The 14,143-nt window shown below is 62.9% G+C and carries 16 protein-coding genes; 8 read left to right on the top strand and 8 right to left on the bottom strand.

Annotated features, from left to right (window positions below):
- Positions 1-3: 3 nt before the first annotated feature.
- The 3 genes from BJI47_RS03815 to BJI47_RS03805 are packed head-to-tail and all read right to left on the bottom strand — an operon-like array spanning position 4 to position 2,343.
- Entirely contained in the window at positions 4-669 is a 666-nt protein-coding gene (locus BJI47_RS03815; protein ID WP_088942482.1) for a histidine phosphatase family protein, read from the bottom strand.
- Positions 666-1,595, bottom strand: coding sequence for a prephenate dehydratase (pheA, locus tag BJI47_RS03810; protein WP_088942481.1), 930 nt, complete (start codon positions 1,593-1,595; stop codon positions 666-668). Before pheA ends, BJI47_RS03815 begins: the two co-directional genes overlap by 4 nt.
- A gap of 40 nt (positions 1,596-1,635) precedes the next feature.
- Complete coding sequence (locus BJI47_RS03805; protein ID WP_088942480.1) at positions 1,636-2,343, bottom strand: hypothetical protein; 708 nt, start codon at positions 2,341-2,343, stop codon at positions 1,636-1,638.
- Between the two features lie 106 nt (positions 2,344-2,449).
- On the opposite strand from BJI47_RS03805, the gene BJI47_RS03800 reads away from it, so the two are divergent.
- From BJI47_RS03800 to BJI47_RS03785, 4 genes are all read left to right on the top strand, one after another.
- The gene (locus tag BJI47_RS03800; protein WP_088942479.1) at positions 2,450-3,217 is read left to right on the top strand and encodes a DUF2470 domain-containing protein; all 768 of its coding nucleotides are present in this window, start codon (positions 2,450-2,452) and stop codon (positions 3,215-3,217) included.
- 30 nt (positions 3,218-3,247) lie between these two features.
- The gene (locus tag BJI47_RS03795; protein WP_088942478.1) at positions 3,248-4,054 is read left to right on the top strand and encodes a CPBP family intramembrane glutamic endopeptidase; all 807 of its coding nucleotides are present in this window, start codon (positions 3,248-3,250) and stop codon (positions 4,052-4,054) included.
- Positions 4,055-4,202: 148 nt separating this feature from the next.
- Entirely contained in the window at positions 4,203-5,393 is a 1,191-nt protein-coding gene (locus tag BJI47_RS03790) for an LCP family protein (protein ID WP_254900364.1), read from the top strand.
- A gap of 152 nt (positions 5,394-5,545) precedes the next feature.
- Positions 5,546-6,100, top strand: coding sequence for a ferritin (locus BJI47_RS03785; protein WP_088942476.1), 555 nt, complete (start codon positions 5,546-5,548; stop codon positions 6,098-6,100).
- A 76-nt stretch (positions 6,101-6,176) separates the two neighbouring features.
- On the opposite strand, the gene BJI47_RS03780 is transcribed toward BJI47_RS03785, so the two are convergent.
- The 4 genes from BJI47_RS03780 to BJI47_RS03765 all read right to left on the bottom strand — a co-directional run bounded on the left by BJI47_RS03780 (position 6,177) and on the right by BJI47_RS03765 (position 9,344).
- Complete coding sequence (locus BJI47_RS03780; protein ID WP_176224661.1) at positions 6,177-7,088, bottom strand: DUF5926 family protein; 912 nt, start codon at positions 7,086-7,088, stop codon at positions 6,177-6,179.
- Between the two features lie 149 nt (positions 7,089-7,237).
- Positions 7,238-8,005, bottom strand: a complete 768-nt coding sequence (locus BJI47_RS03775; protein WP_088942475.1) for a glycerophosphodiester phosphodiesterase family protein — start codon at positions 8,003-8,005, stop codon at positions 7,238-7,240.
- Positions 8,002-8,820, bottom strand: a complete 819-nt coding sequence (locus BJI47_RS03770; protein ID WP_088942474.1) for a DUF4328 domain-containing protein — start codon at positions 8,818-8,820, stop codon at positions 8,002-8,004. Before BJI47_RS03770 ends, BJI47_RS03775 begins: the two co-directional genes overlap by 4 nt.
- 179 nt (positions 8,821-8,999) lie before the next feature.
- Positions 9,000-9,344 carry a rhodanese-like domain-containing protein gene (locus BJI47_RS03765; RefSeq protein ID WP_254900358.1) on the bottom strand — a complete coding sequence of 115 codons (345 nt, stop codon included), beginning with the start codon at positions 9,342-9,344 and terminating at the stop codon, positions 9,000-9,002.
- A 191-nt stretch (positions 9,345-9,535) separates the two neighbouring features.
- Here BJI47_RS03765 and BJI47_RS03760 point away from each other — a divergent pair, with 191 nt between their 5' ends.
- The gene (locus tag BJI47_RS03760) at positions 9,536-10,477 is read left to right on the top strand and encodes an LLM class F420-dependent oxidoreductase (RefSeq protein WP_088942473.1); all 942 of its coding nucleotides are present in this window, start codon (positions 9,536-9,538) and stop codon (positions 10,475-10,477) included.
- Here the strand turns inward: BJI47_RS03760 and BJI47_RS03755 are convergent.
- Positions 10,461-11,510 (bottom strand): acyltransferase, encoded by a 1,050-nt coding sequence (locus BJI47_RS03755; RefSeq protein ID WP_254900363.1) that lies wholly within the window; start codon positions 11,508-11,510, stop codon positions 10,461-10,463. The two genes, BJI47_RS03760 and BJI47_RS03755, sit on opposite strands and share 17 nt — an antisense overlap.
- Positions 11,511-11,839: 329 nt before the next feature.
- Here BJI47_RS03755 and BJI47_RS03750 point away from each other — a divergent pair, with 329 nt between their 5' ends.
- The 3 genes from BJI47_RS03750 (at position 11,840) to BJI47_RS03740 (ending at position 14,140) form a co-directional block, all read left to right on the top strand.
- Positions 11,840-12,463 (top strand): superoxide dismutase, encoded by a 624-nt coding sequence (locus tag BJI47_RS03750; RefSeq protein WP_088942471.1) that lies wholly within the window; start codon positions 11,840-11,842, stop codon positions 12,461-12,463.
- Between the two features lie 214 nt (positions 12,464-12,677).
- Positions 12,678-13,205: a peptidase gene (locus BJI47_RS03745; RefSeq protein WP_088942470.1), complete on the top strand. Its 528-nt coding sequence runs from the start codon at positions 12,678-12,680 to the stop codon at positions 13,203-13,205.
- A 224-nt stretch (positions 13,206-13,429) separates the two neighbouring features.
- Positions 13,430-14,140, top strand: a complete 711-nt coding sequence (locus BJI47_RS03740; protein ID WP_088942469.1) for a TMEM165/GDT1 family protein — start codon at positions 13,430-13,432, stop codon at positions 14,138-14,140.
- Positions 14,141-14,143 lie beyond the last annotated feature (3 nt).

Below are 14,143 nucleotides of genomic sequence, written 5' to 3'. Positions count from 1 at the left end.
CAGTCAGCTGATCGGATCGTCGAGCGCGTGGCTGCCTTTGCCTTGAAACGGCAGGACGAAGGTCCCCCAGCGGACACATGCCCAGCCGCCACCTGCAAGTGGCGCGAGCTCGACGGTCCCGGTGTTGTCGAGGTGGTTGGCGGCAGCGAATGTGCCATCCACACCGCCCAATATGCCACCGACCAATCTGATGGCAGCACCGTGACCGACCACCACCACATCGCGTGGATCATCCTCGAACAGGTACTGCTCGCGTAATTGCTCGAGGACCGGCACGTAGCGGTCGAGAACGCTGCGGCCGGTCTCGCCGCCCGGCGCCTGCGCGTCGAGATCACCACGGTGCCATGCACCGTAGACGGCGGTGAATCCGTCGTGCGCTTCCTTGTCGGTGCGATCCTCCCAATCGCCTGCGGAGGCTTCCTGTAGGCCATCACGCTCGAGCATTCTCGAGGATGTGGCCAGCGCAATGTGTTCAGCGGTTTGCCGTGCTCGCAAAGCAACTGACGACACGAGTACGGAGGGCGGTCTCCCCGCTATGGACTGCCCGTAGTTCCTCGCCTGCTCATGACCGAAATCAGTGAGGGCGGCCCCGGGCGGACGCGTGTCCAACCTTTTGGCTACGTTGCCGAACGTCTGGCCATGTCGGACGAGGATCAGCTTGCCAGTCATCTGTCCCCTTTTCCGGCGCGCAATCCCGCCAACCACTCGATCTCCTTGTCCAACGACGGGGGCGTCCTTCCTGTTCCCGTGGCGACAGGCCAAGATCCGAGGTATCGAAGTTCCATCTTGCGATGCAGCGCTGCGAGAGCTTCGGACACTGCTGGGTCATCGATGTGTCCGACGCAATCGACGTAGAACCGGTAGGTCCCGAATTCGGTTCTGGTGGGCCGTGATTCGATTCTGGTGAGGTCGATGTCGCGGATCCCGAACTCGGACAGTGCACCGAGCAGAGCGCCGGGCTCATTGTCCGGCATCAACACCACCGCGGTGCGATCCGCTCCGGTGGGGGCGAGCGCAGGCCGCGGGGCTCCGACGAGGACGAACCGAGTGCGCGCATTGGCGACGTCGGCGACACCGTGGGCCAATGCCGGAAGTCCGAGGCGTTCACCCGCGAGAGCCGTCGATACTGCGGCATCGGCAAGTCCGGCAGCGACGTCCTCGGCAGCGCCGGCGTTGGACGAGGCGAAGTGCACCTCCACGCCAGGGAGGTTCGCGTCGAGCCATTGCCGAATTTGGTTTGCAGCAATGGGATACGCGCAGATCGTTCGAACCTCGGCCAGCGTCATGCCGGGTGCACCGAGGATCGAGAAGGCCACCTCTATCTCGGTCTCGGCGAGAATTTGCAATCTCGTTCCGACAGCGAGGGCGTCCAGAGTCGGAGGAACCGACCCCTCGACCGAGCTCTCGATCGGCACGACGGCTGCCACCACATCGCCGTCGCGAACCGCCTGCAATGTCGACGGAGGGCTCGTCAGCGGGACTCGCTCGACCTCTCCGGTGAACCCGAGTTCGTCGAGAACGCCGAGCGAAGTGAATTGACCGAGGGCCATCTCGGTGAATGTTCCCGATGGACCGAAATACGCGATTGCAGGCACGATCCGAGGTTACTGGGTCCGCTGAAATGCGTCGGACCAATCAGTCTGCAAGAAGGCCGGCTGAGAGAAGGACTGCGTGCGCGCCGACCGCGTCGTCCACTTCGATGCCGAGCAACACCGTCCTCACTGCTTCGGCCGCCTCCGGCCGTAGCGCGATCAGAGCATCGACGTCGGGTTCGGCCAGAGCCCGCAGTATGTCGTCGCCCCGAAGTGCAGCGACGGTGGCCGCAAGGATCGCGAGTACCTCTTCACCCGATCGCGCGCGAGCGGAGAATCCGGTTTCGGCGTGCGCGACCACCGCAAGGACATCGGCGATCCGACGCGAAGATTCCCACGCTCCGAAACCAGGACTGCGATGCGAGTCGACGATCGCCGTCACCGTCTCCATGACATCGCCTTCGTTCAGATCAGGAAAAATCACCAGCGGCGACGGCAGCCGCAGTGACGTGGCTTCCGGGAGCGTGTCCTCGCGCACGTTCACGTGGTATCTGACCACCTCGTACGACGCGTATCGATTCTTCCGAAGCTCGTCCGGATCGATGTCGAGGTCGACGACGATCCGGCCGAAGTTCCGCTCGGTTCGCACCGCAGTCAGGGCCGAGGCGTCGATGACCGGGGGGCCGGTGGTGACGGCGTCGGGACAGCTCGAGACGTCGGCGGTGGTGCGGCATCGCTGCTGGAGAAGCCCGGCTACGAGCGCCTGAGGATCGGGTCGGTGGGGCGCACCCAGAGTGAGTGGAATGGACACGGTTACACGGTAGACCGGGGAAACTGACGCCGAACACTTGCGATCGAGGCAAGCGTCAACTAACTTAGGCTTGCCTCACCTACTAGGTATCGCATCGGAGGAACCCATGATCAGCGCAACCACCATCGGACCGTCCACCGCTGAACGAGTCCGCAGCGCCTGCGCGCGTGCCGAGGGTGCGCGGCTGGCCATCGAGGGAACCGAACCTGTCGTCACCCTGCTTCATCACTTGCGCTCGAACGGAGAAGTGATAGTTGCGGTGCCGGAGGACTCGTCCTTGGCGACGCTCGCTCGACAACCCTCGCTAGACGGGGTACCCGCGGTACTCGAACTGACCGATCACACACCGCTGGAGCTGCGCGAATCGGTCCGCTCACTGGTGTGGCTGCGCGGGGAACTCCGATCCGTGCCCGTTCCGCTCATGCGGCCGATAGCCGACGCCGTAGCTGTCGAACACCCCCATCCGGCGTTGCTCGACATCGGTCACGGAACGATCCTTCTCCGCCTGATCATCTCGTCATCGGTGGTCGCCGACAGCACCGGCGCCGAACCCGTAGACGTCGAAGACCTCCTCACCGCCGCACCCGATCCCTTCTGGGAGTTGGAGACGAGCTGGCTGCAGCACCTCGACGTCGACCATCCCGAGCTCATCGATCAGCTGGCCAGAAGACTGCCGCCCTCGCTTCGTCGAGGCCGAATTCGGCCGCTGGGGATCGATCGGTACGGGATCAGCCTGCGCATCGAAAGCGAACACGGCGACAACGACGTGCGGTTACCTTTCCCTCAGCCCGTCGACGACAGCATGGCGTTGAGCCGTGCCCTCCGCGTACTCGCCGGATGCCCGTTTCTGAACGGACTGCGTGCTCGCAGCTGACAGCAACGGTCGACAGGGCACACTCGTAACGTGATCGCCCTCAAAGGCTGGCTGTCGCCACCCACGCCTGACGCCGGCCCACCACCGGACCCGACCGAGCGACGAGCAATCAAGATCGAGATCGCGATCGTCCTGCTGGTCACGTTCGGGCTCAGCGGACTGAGCAGCATCCTCTCGCTCGTCGAAGACGCGATGGTTGCGGGCAGCCTGTCGGAACAGACCGTCGCGTTGAACACCTCGAGCTCGAGCCTCGGGATCATCGATCTGCTCTATCAACTTCTGCGGATCCTCCGACTCTGCGCCTGGGGCGCTCTCGGGGTGTATCTGCTGTGGCGGGCGGGCCTGGGGCCTCGTCTCATCGGCCTTGCGAAACCGAAGTGGAAAAACGATGCTTTACCCGGGCTGGGTCTGGCCGCGCTGATCGGCATCCCCGGACTGCTGCTCTACCTCGTCGCCAACGCCCTCGGGCTCAATCTCACTGTCGTGCCGAGCACGATCGACGATCATTGGTGGCGAATCCCCGCTCTCGTTGCATACGCATTCGCCAATTCGGCCGCCGAAGAAATCATCGTGGTTGCTTATGTGATCTCCCGGTTGCGACGCCTGGGATTCAGCGAGAACTCCTCGCTGCTCGCATCGGCACTACTGCGCGGGTCCTACCACCTCTACCAGGGACTCGGTGGCGGCATCGGCAACCTGATCATGGGCCTCGTCTTCGGAAGGTACTGGCAGAAGACCAACCGACTATGGCCGCTGCTGATCGCGCATGCACTCATCGACATCGTTGCTTTCGTCGGTTACACCGCCTTGCGCGGCCATCTCTCATGGCTGCCGTAGGTAGAGTCGATCCGTGAACGACGACCAGCGGAACAGAGGGAACCCTCGACAAGGTCCCCCTCCCAGCCAACGGCCGCCTCCCCCCGGTTATCGGCCACCTCCCCAGAGACGGCAGCCTCCACCGCTTCCGCCCGAGGGCACACAAGTCATACGTCGAGACGGTCGTTCACAGCAGCGGGCCTGGTCCCAGGCGCCCGAGCCCGGCTCGGTGTCACGCCCACCGAATCCGACGCAGCATTACCCGCGCGAACCGGACTGGGCCCCCCGCCAGACCCCACGGCCCTATACCGAGCAGAATTACGGCGGGGAACCACCACGCCGAAGAATCCCTCCTCCCCCACAACGCTCACCCAGGCGTCCGGAACCGAGCAAGCCTCCGCGTGTGCGCAGAAAGCGTCACTGGGGTCGACGGTTCGGCCTTGTCTTTCTTGTGTTGGCACTTCTCGTCGGCGGACTCGTCTACTTCGTCGACAGCTCACTGACGCGCGTAGACGCTCTGAGCAGTTACGACGGCCGCGTCGCCGACACCCCGGGCACCAATTGGCTGCTCGTCGGGTCCGACAGCCGCGCCGGGATGACACCCGAGCAGGAAGCGGCGTTGGCGACGGGCGGTGAGGTAGGGCCGAGTCGTACCGACACGATCATCCTGATTCACATCCCGGAAGCACGCGGTGCGACCACGATGGTCAGCTTGCCCCGCGATTCCTACGTCTCGGTACCGGGCAATGGGCAGGACAAGCTCAACGCATCGTTCGCTTTGGGGGGTCCCCCGCTGCTGGTGCAGACCGTCGAGGGTGCCATCGGGGTACGCATCGACCACTACGCGGAGATCGGCTTCGGCGGTTTCGCCGGAATCGTCGATGCGCTCGGTGGAGTCGACGTCTGCCTCCAGTCCGCCATCGACGATCCGCTGGCCGGCATCAGCCTGCCTGCAGGCTGCCAGGAGCTGGCCGGATCCGACGCGCTCGGCTTCGTTCGTTCGCGTGCAACGGCCCTCGCCGACCTCGATCGCATGAACAATCAGCGTCAGTTCATGTCGGCGCTGCTAGCAAAGGCGACCAGTCCGGCCACCTATCTCAACCCACTGCGCATCTGGCCGTTGATGAAGGACACCGCCTCCTCGCTCAGCGTGGACGAGGGCGACCACTTCTGGAATCTGGCGTCGCTGGCATGGGCCATGCGCGGCGATCTCGTCACGACGACAGTGCCCGTCGCCGGCTTCGAAGACTCCGACGTCGGCAACGTATTGCTATGGGACAACGAACGCGCATCCCAATTCTTCGATGCACTGGCGCAGGACCGCCAAATTCCGCAGGACTTGCTCACGAGCGGTCCCTGATGGTTCGAATTCACAGAGCATCCGGACCCGAAAAAGGGCGATTCTTAAGCAGGCAAAAATAAAGAATTAGGTAAATCCAATGTAGGCAACCGTGGCCTCAATAAGGCTGAGCTTGCATGACAATGCCCTCTGACCAGCCTATTCTCTACGACATGAGCGCTGACAACAAAGACACCACACATTCTAAATTCCACGCACTTCTGCGTGATCAGATCCGCAACGAGTTCAACGCTTCGCACCAATACATTGCCACGGCAGTGTATTTCGACAATGCCGATCTCCCGCAGTTGGCCAAGCACTTTTACGCACAGGCCGTGGAAGAGCGCAACCACGCGATGATGATCGTCCAGTACTTCCTCGACCGCGACATCACCGTCGAACTCACCGGCGTCGATCCGTCGAAGTCCGTCTTCACCGACGCACGCGAGCCCATCGCGCTGGCCCTCGCGCAGGAGGAAACCGTCACCGAGCAGATCATCCAGCTCGCGAGCACGGCCCGCGAAGAGGGCGACTACGTGGGCGAGCAGTTCATGCAGTGGTTCCTCAAGGAGCAGGTCGAGGAGGTTGCGAGCATGACGACGCTGCTCAACATCGCTGACCGCGCAGGCCACAACCTGTTCGATCTGGAAGACTTCGTCGCCCGCGAGATGAGTACTCCCGCAGCACCGGACACCAGCGCACCGCGACCTGCAGGCGGCTCCCTGTAGAAACCTCGGACGCGCTGAAACTGAATGTGGAAGCTATGCCAGTGGCACAGCTTCCACATTCAGTTTCAGCGCAATGTCAGCGCAGAGTCACCTGGCGGCCACGAAGACCATCGCGGGAGCGCAGCTGCTCGGACGTCAGAGGGCTCTCCACAGTGAGTGCCTCGTTCAACTTCTCACCGAATGTCACGGCCGGCAAAGACCACTCGGTCGGATGCATTTCGGGATCGAGATCGAACACTGGAACCAACAGGCCGTGCGCACGGAACGAACCGGCGTACCGCGAGCCTTCGCCCAACGTGAGATCCCCTGCCGCATGCAGGCGAGCGAGAGCCAGCATCAGATCGTCCTCGCTCTCCGGACGAACCCACCGCAGATGCGCCTTGGCACCCGCATCGACCCACCAGGCAGCGACGAGACCGTCGCCTTCCAGACGCGCAGACGGCATGATCGCCTGGTTGGCACGTTCCACCGTTGCAGCCACATCGGGCGCAGGCTCGCGCCCCTCCGGCAACCACCAGTTGAAATCCTGGTACACGGTGATGTCCAGCTGCGCTGACGGGTCGAGGACCTCCGCCAGTGCAGGCGTGTTGCCATCCGGGATCGACGCATCCAACGACTCACCCGGCGCGGCCTGCCGCGCCCACTCCAGAGCACTCACCAAATCGGCCGCAATATTCGCCGAATGTGCCTGGACCTGCAGTCCGGCGAAGCCGTTCACCGCCGAATCCGACTCCCGGACCAACGCGGCAACCGCACCGGGAAGCACGGTCGCAATGGTGATCGTCCGACCGGACACATCAACCGGCGCCACCGCCGTCGCCGAAGGAACGAACTCACGCATAGCAACGAGATCGCACTCGGCAGCCACACCCTGGAACGGCCGAACCGGCGCCGCCTCCAGACTTGCGCGCTCGGCTTCGCGTGCAGCTATCAGCGCTGCACGATTACTGCCCTGTTTCGGGCCACTGTTTCTTTTGCTCTTACCCACGCCCGAAACCTACACGTCGGACCGCTATCAGGGTCACTCCGCAGGCTCCGCTCCTGCCCCCAGGGTCACTCCGCAGGCTCCGCTCCTGCCCCCAGGGTCACTCCGCAGGCTCCGCTCCTGCCCCCAGGGTCACTCCGCAGGCTCCGCTCCTAGTAGGTGTCGAGCCAAGCCCTCGTTCGGCCAGGATTGTTCGTCGCGATCCAGCTGACACCCAGATCGCGGCACAATTCGACGTCTGCCTTCTCCTCGACGGTCCAGCAGTACGTTGCACGCCCGGAAGCCGCAGCTCGATCGACAATCCATGGGCGCTCGCTCAAGCTCCTGATCGACGGCCCGATAGCCGTCGCGCCGACCGTCGACGCTGCTCCGCCGCCGAGATAGTACGAGGATTCACCCAACAGGACCGTGGGCAACAAGGGCGCGAATCTGCGCACTCGCCAAACAGCGGTAGGGGCAAACGACATGATGACCGCCCGCGAGAAGTCCGCAGACGCCGGCTGTGCCAATCCGTAGCGATGCAACTCGGCGAGGACCTTGTTTTCGATGAGGCTGCCGTACCGCACTGGATGCTTCGTTTCGATGAACAGCTTGGTCGGCTTGCTCGTCCAGTCGAGGACCAGTTCGATCAGGTCGCTGAGAGTCAGCAGTTCCGCCGACTCCGCTTCGTCGCCGTAGTCGAATGCTTTGAGCGCCTCGAGGTGTAGTTCGCTGACGCGGCCGGATCCGGTGGATGTTCGGTCGACGCGGCGATCGTGGACGCAGACGATGTGGCCGTCACGAGTGAGCCGGACGTCGCATTCGAGGCCGTCGGCGCCTTCACGCAGGGCGAGGTCGTAGGCGGCGAGTGTGTGCTCCTTCTTCTCGGCCGACGCACCGCGATGCGCGACGACGAACGGGTCTCGACGGCTCGGACTCACGCGGCCGTCACTTTCTCATTATTTACTGCAGATTCGGTTTTGGAAGGGTTTGGCCCAGACTCCGAGCGGTCGACGGAGATGACCCAGCGCGTCGGGGCGGCGCGGTCGGTCCCACGGAGCCCCTGACTGTCGATACCGCGGATGAGAAGGACGGTCGTGAACGCCACCGCGGCAGCGACGAGGGCCCCCACCGCGGACAGCAGCACTCCGTCGGCCTCGGCCTGCAGTGAGTCCCGAAGCCGCCACAGCGTCACGGTGAGTACGAGGGCCCAATCGAGGACCCAGACTGCCCACCAGACTCGAACGAGCGTCCGAAGTTTCGCCCGTTCGATTCCGCCTCGAATGTCGACCAGTTCGGTCAGGTAGACACCCGGCATCGCCAGTGACAGAGCCGGGACGAGCGATCCCAGATACATCGTCTTCGCACTCCGAGGGTCGCGGCTACCTGCGCGGGCGAAGTATTCGCCACGGCGCACCACCAGCCAGGACACAGCAGCCACGGCGGCCGAGGCTCCGATGATGATCGAGGCAACTTCGGCGAACACCACCAGTGCATCCGAGGCCATGAGGACTCTAGGGTTCACCAACCGAGTTCGGTTGTAGAGCAGAATTCCGTATCGAAACACTTCGGCGACGCATGCCAGTGCCAACAGGGCCATCGTCAGCGTCAGCAATCCGGACGCCGATTCGGCCCAGCGCTCGCGCCGAGAAGGATCGTCCGTCTTCTTCGGCGCCGGATTGTCGATCAACCCCCACCGGGGAATCTGCTCGTACTGGGGGGTGGCGGAGGCTGGAGCCGCGGCGAGGCGCTGCACACGAGGGGATTTGCTTCTCGGCCGACGCGCCACCCAGCGAAAGTTTCGAACACCCTGAGCGGGGGCCAGCGTCGACACCGGGGAGAGCAGGACTCCATGGCACCGAGGACACCACACCGCAGGTAGCGTCCCGACGGGCCAGCGCGTGGCACAACGCGCGCAAACCTGGAATGCGGACACTAGAGGATTCTCGCCTCGGCGCCGTCGTCGCGTACGACTGGGCGACCCGCGGCGTGCCACGCGTCCATACCGCCATCGACATTGGCCGCCTCGTAGCCGATCCGCGCGAGGTATTGGACGACCTGCATGGAGCGTCCACCTGCCTTGCAGACGACGTACAGGTCGACATCCTGATCGATCTCGCCGAGCCGTGACGGGACTTGGTTCATGGGAATGTGAAGCGCTCCCGGTGCATGACCGTGTTGCCATTCGTCGTCTTCGCGGACATCGAGTAGCACGACCGAACCGGTCGTTTTCACTGGAACTTCGGCGGCGGGCACAGAGGACAGATCCGAGGCTGACACTCCCCGATCTTGTCACGGGTCCCGTGAACACTGCCACCCCCGTGGATTCTTCGGTCCCCGCAGCGCAGGTTATCCACAGTTTCCACAGAGCCATCCACAGAAAACGGCTCGATGCCGGTTTTTATCCACAGGCGGCGCCGACCTTCGGTCTGTATCGCTCACTATGCGCACGTAGCTTCTAGCATTGAGGCATGGCCACAACGACAGTCGAACTACGCGTCTTCACCGAGCCACAGCAAGGTGCGTCGTACGACGACCTTCTCCGTGTGGCCCAAGCTGCAGAGCGCGCAGGATTCGGCGCCTTCTTCCGCTCAGATCACTACATGGCGATGAACTCCGACGGCCTCCCCGGACCGACGGATGCGTGGATCACGTTGGCGGGCATAGCCCGAGAAACGTCGACGATCAGGCTCGGAACACTGGTCACGTCCGCGACATTTCGCTACCCCGGACCATTGGCGATCAGCGTCGCCCAGGTAGATGCCATGAGCGGCGGACGCGTCGACTTCGGTTTGGGTGCAGGATGGTTCGAGGAGGAACACAAAGCTTACGGCATTCCGTTTCCCTCACTCGGTGAGCGTTTCGACAGACTCGAGGAGTCGCTGGCCGTTATCACCGGGTTGTGGGAAACGCCGTCGGGAGAGACGTTCTCCCGTGACGGGAAGTACTACCCGATCGTCGATTCGCCTGCGCTACCGAAGCCGGTGCAGTCACCCCGCCCGCCCATTCTCATCGGCGGCGGCGGCAAGAAGCGGACCCCCGCTCTTGCAGCGAAGTATGCCGACGAGTTCAACATTCCGTTCGCTTCCCTCGCGGACACCGACGCACAGTTCGGCCGGGTACGCGATGCAGCGTCGGCCGCGGGGCGGGACCCGAATTCCCTGATCTATTCCACCGCTCTCGTCCTGTGCTGCGGGCGGACCGAAGACGAGATCGCACGACGTGCGGGGGTCATCGGTCGCGAGGTACCGGAGCTGCGAGAGAACGGCCTGGCGGGCAGCCCTGCCGAACTTGTCGACAAGATCGGTCGGTACAGCGAGCTCGGCGCCGGACGGGTGTATCTCCAGATGCTGGATCTGAGCGATATCGATCACCTGGAGTTGGTGGCGTCGGAGGTCATTCCCCAGCTTTGACCGTACCGCCGCTGCGGAAGCGCATGTTCAGCCATCGCGCCGCGGGAACCTCGACCCACCGGTAGACCATTTCCGACACGACTGCCGTCACACCCACGAACACGATGACCGCACCGGTGGGTCCGGTCAGCGGGACGACGTTCTCGTACACGCGGTACAGGATCAACGTGTGCACCAGATAGATGGCGTAACTGCGAGTGCTCGTCCACCGCACGAGCTCCCAATGTGCGATTCGACCGTCGTATCGCCCTAGTAGAAGGACTGTTCCTGCCACCACGACGATGGTCCAGAGGTATTGGTCCCCTGCCCAGTAAGCGTGAATATCGGTCGCCAATCGCACCACCTCGACCTGTGCGAAAACTGCCACGACGACCCATCGCCACTCGATGATCTTCGCCCACCCCAGATAGATGATCTGCCCGAGGAAAAGCGTCGGCAGAGTGGCCGCGATCTTGGACAACATCGGTACCGACCATGGCTGCGGTATGTAGAGGTTGTAGATCAGTACCACCGCGCACAGCACGGCTCCGGCAATCGGAACGACGACCGGCCGCGCCCGCAGGACATCCCTGGCCAGGACGCAGTAAAGATAGAACATCAACTGAACCGTCAGCGTCCAGGTGACGCCCAGCACCGCGACCTCGGGTTTGAGGAAGAATCCACCGAGAACGAAGCTGAGCGCGGCTTCACCGTTCGTGATGCCGTCCTGGCCACTGAACATTCCGTTGATTCCGAGCCGGACCAGAACGATCGCTGCCGCGACGGCCAACCACAACGCCGGGACAAGGCGCGCGAGCCGACTGACCATGAAGTCCCGACGGGATTGACGCATGGCCGATCGGGTGGTCAGCAGACCTGTCAACATCATGAAGACGGCGACGCCGACGAAGGACAAGTGCCGGTTGAGCCCGGCCTCGTCGATAGCCACGCGAGTCACGACGTCGATGACCCACCAGCCCTCGCCGCGGTCGTCGATCAGATAGAACGAGATGTGGGAGTACAACACCGCCAGAACGGCCAGGAACCGAAGCAGGTTCGCGCCGGTGAGTTCGACGCGCGGTGCGCGTACCCGCTCGGCGGCAGTGAGGGTGTCGGCATGCTTGCTCGACCTGCGCAAGTAGACCACGCGGGCAATCTTAGGTTCTGTTCATCTGCTGGACGAATCGTAGCGTCAACCCGTGACCTCGCCGTGACCTGGAGTCGCTGGCGCACACACCGAAATTTATTCCGAAAAGGGGTCCAAGATTGCAACGGTTGCACTAGGGGTACTAATGAGATTGGGTTGAAGCCTACGAATGATCCGAAGTAGGACGAGCGCGCCTGAACCACGGAAGGCGCGGCGTCGCTAGAGAAGGGAAACACGTGTCCGAGTACACACTGCCCGACCTTGATTTCGATTACTCCGCCCTCGAGCCCCACATCTCGGGCGAGATCAACGAACTGCACCACTCCAAGCACCACGCCGCATACGTCGCAGGCGCCAACACCGCGATCGAGAAGTTGGCTGCGGCTCGTGAAGCCGAAGACCACGGCTCGATCTTCCTGTACGAGAAGAACCTCGCGTTCCACCTCGGCGGCCACGTCAACCACTCCATCTGGTGGAAGAACCTGTCCCCTGACGGTGGCGACAAGCCCGAGGGCGAACTAGCCGCAGCGCTGGACGACAAGTTCGGTTCGTTCGACAAGTTCCGCGCACAGTTCACCGCGGCAGCCAACGGCCTGCAGGGCTCCGGCTGGGCCGTCCTGGGGTACGACTCCCTCGGGAAGAACCTGCTCACATTCCAGCTGTACGACCAGCAGGCCAACGTCCCGCTGGGCATCATCCCGCTGCTGCAGGTCGACATGTGGGAGCACGCCTTCTACCTGCAGTACAAGAACGTCAAGGCCGACTACGTCAAGGCCTTCTGGAACGTCGTGAACTGGGCCGACGTCCAGGCACGCTTCGAGGCAGCGACGTCGAAGACTCCGGGGCTCATTTTCCCGTAATTTTCGTCTGCACAAAATTTCGAACGACTGGGCCATTCTCTCCGCAGTAGCGGCGAGAATGGCCCACTCGTGTTTTCCGGTATTCAAAAAATTGCTAGCACTCTCACCGTCTTGTGTGCCAGTGCATTGCTGATCCATGCTTGCCCTACCCAACGTGGTCTACCTGGGCCCACTCTGCCGAGTCGGGCGTCTGGAGCGATGAGGGAGCTACGTGATGGACGATCGAGTACTCATCGGAGTATCCCCCTTCCAAGCCGGTGGAGAGCTCCGCGGCTTCGTCGTCTCGGGCCGATGGCCGGACACAACGAAGGAATGGGCTCAGTTTCTCGTACTGGCCGTTCGTGTCGCGTCCATGCCCGGCCTACTCGGAACCTCCACGGTGTTCGGCGTCCGCGAGGAACTCCCCGACGACCCCGAGCCGGGAAGCATAGGTCTCGTCGTCGCAGAGGGACCGGTTCTCGGTGAGATGGCCGTCACACCGGACAGGTTCGCGTTGCACCAACCGTCGGCGCTGTTCATGCTGCACCCACCGTCGGAAACCACTCCGACGCTTCCCGAATGTGTCGGAGCCGCGTCGGGTTGCGTGCTCCTTCCAGGCCTCCCGTATCTCGGCCTCGAACATCGAGCGGCCTGGGTCGAAGCAGAGTCCGACGGGACCGTCACCTCGTTGGTGAGCAAGATCGGTCTCGACCCGATCAGCGACCCCGACACTGCAGTTTTGGCAATGCTTCTCGCCTCCTGACCGCACCCGTACAGAAGTCTTCGGGTGCCCAAACTCAGTGCGGCAATGGACATTTGACGTCCAATCTCCTAGCCTTGGCCCAGCGAAGGGGAGTAGCCCCCAATCATTGCGTCGACATACTGGCTTCACGCCTCGGTGGCGTGGCCCGGCATAGTGAACCGCCTCGGAGCACCCGACGGTGGGCGAGACCTTCGGTCATCCAACCGACCGAGGAGTCCTGCTACATGCCGTCCGCTCTGCTTCTGAGTTTTGTGGTGATATTCATCGCCGAGCTCGGTGACAAGTCTCAGCTCATGGCCATGACGTTCGCGCTGCGCTACCGCTGGTACGTCGTCATCGGTGGAATCACCGTCGCCACTACCGTCGTCCATCTCCTCTCCGTTGCTGTCGGCCACTTCCTCGGCCTGTCCATCCCGACGAATCTCATCGCGGTAGTCGGTGGCATCGCATTTTTGATCTTCGGTCTCTGGACGTTGCGCGGTGACTCGTTGTCCGACGACGAAGGCCAGAAAGCCGGTCGAGTCACGCGTTCCGCATTCATGGCCATTGCGTCGGCATTCCTTCTTGCCGAATTGGGCGACAAGACCATGCTCGCGACGGTAACTCTTGCCACGGACAACGATTGGATCGGCGTCTGGATAGGATCGACCGTTGGCATGGTTGCCGCCGATGGGCTCGCAATCGTCCTCGGTGCCGTACTCGGCAAACACTTGCCCGAGAACGTCATTCGGATCGGCGCATCGTTGCTGTTCTTCGTCTTCGGGGTATCCCTGCTGCTCGAAGGGTTGTTCCCCGGTACCGCTTCCGCAACAATCGGTGCGGCAACTGTCATCGCGATATCCGCAACGGTCACTACTGCTGTGATTCTGATGCGTCGCCGTCGAGCAAAGGCGTCGCTGATACCAGATCAAGTAACTGGTGTGCACGAGAGGTGAATC

The organism is Rhodococcus sp. 1168 (assembly GCF_002091955.1).
GTDB lineage: Bacteria > Actinomycetota > Actinomycetes > Mycobacteriales > Mycobacteriaceae > Rhodococcoides.
This window is presented reverse-complemented; position numbering and strand designations above follow the sequence as displayed.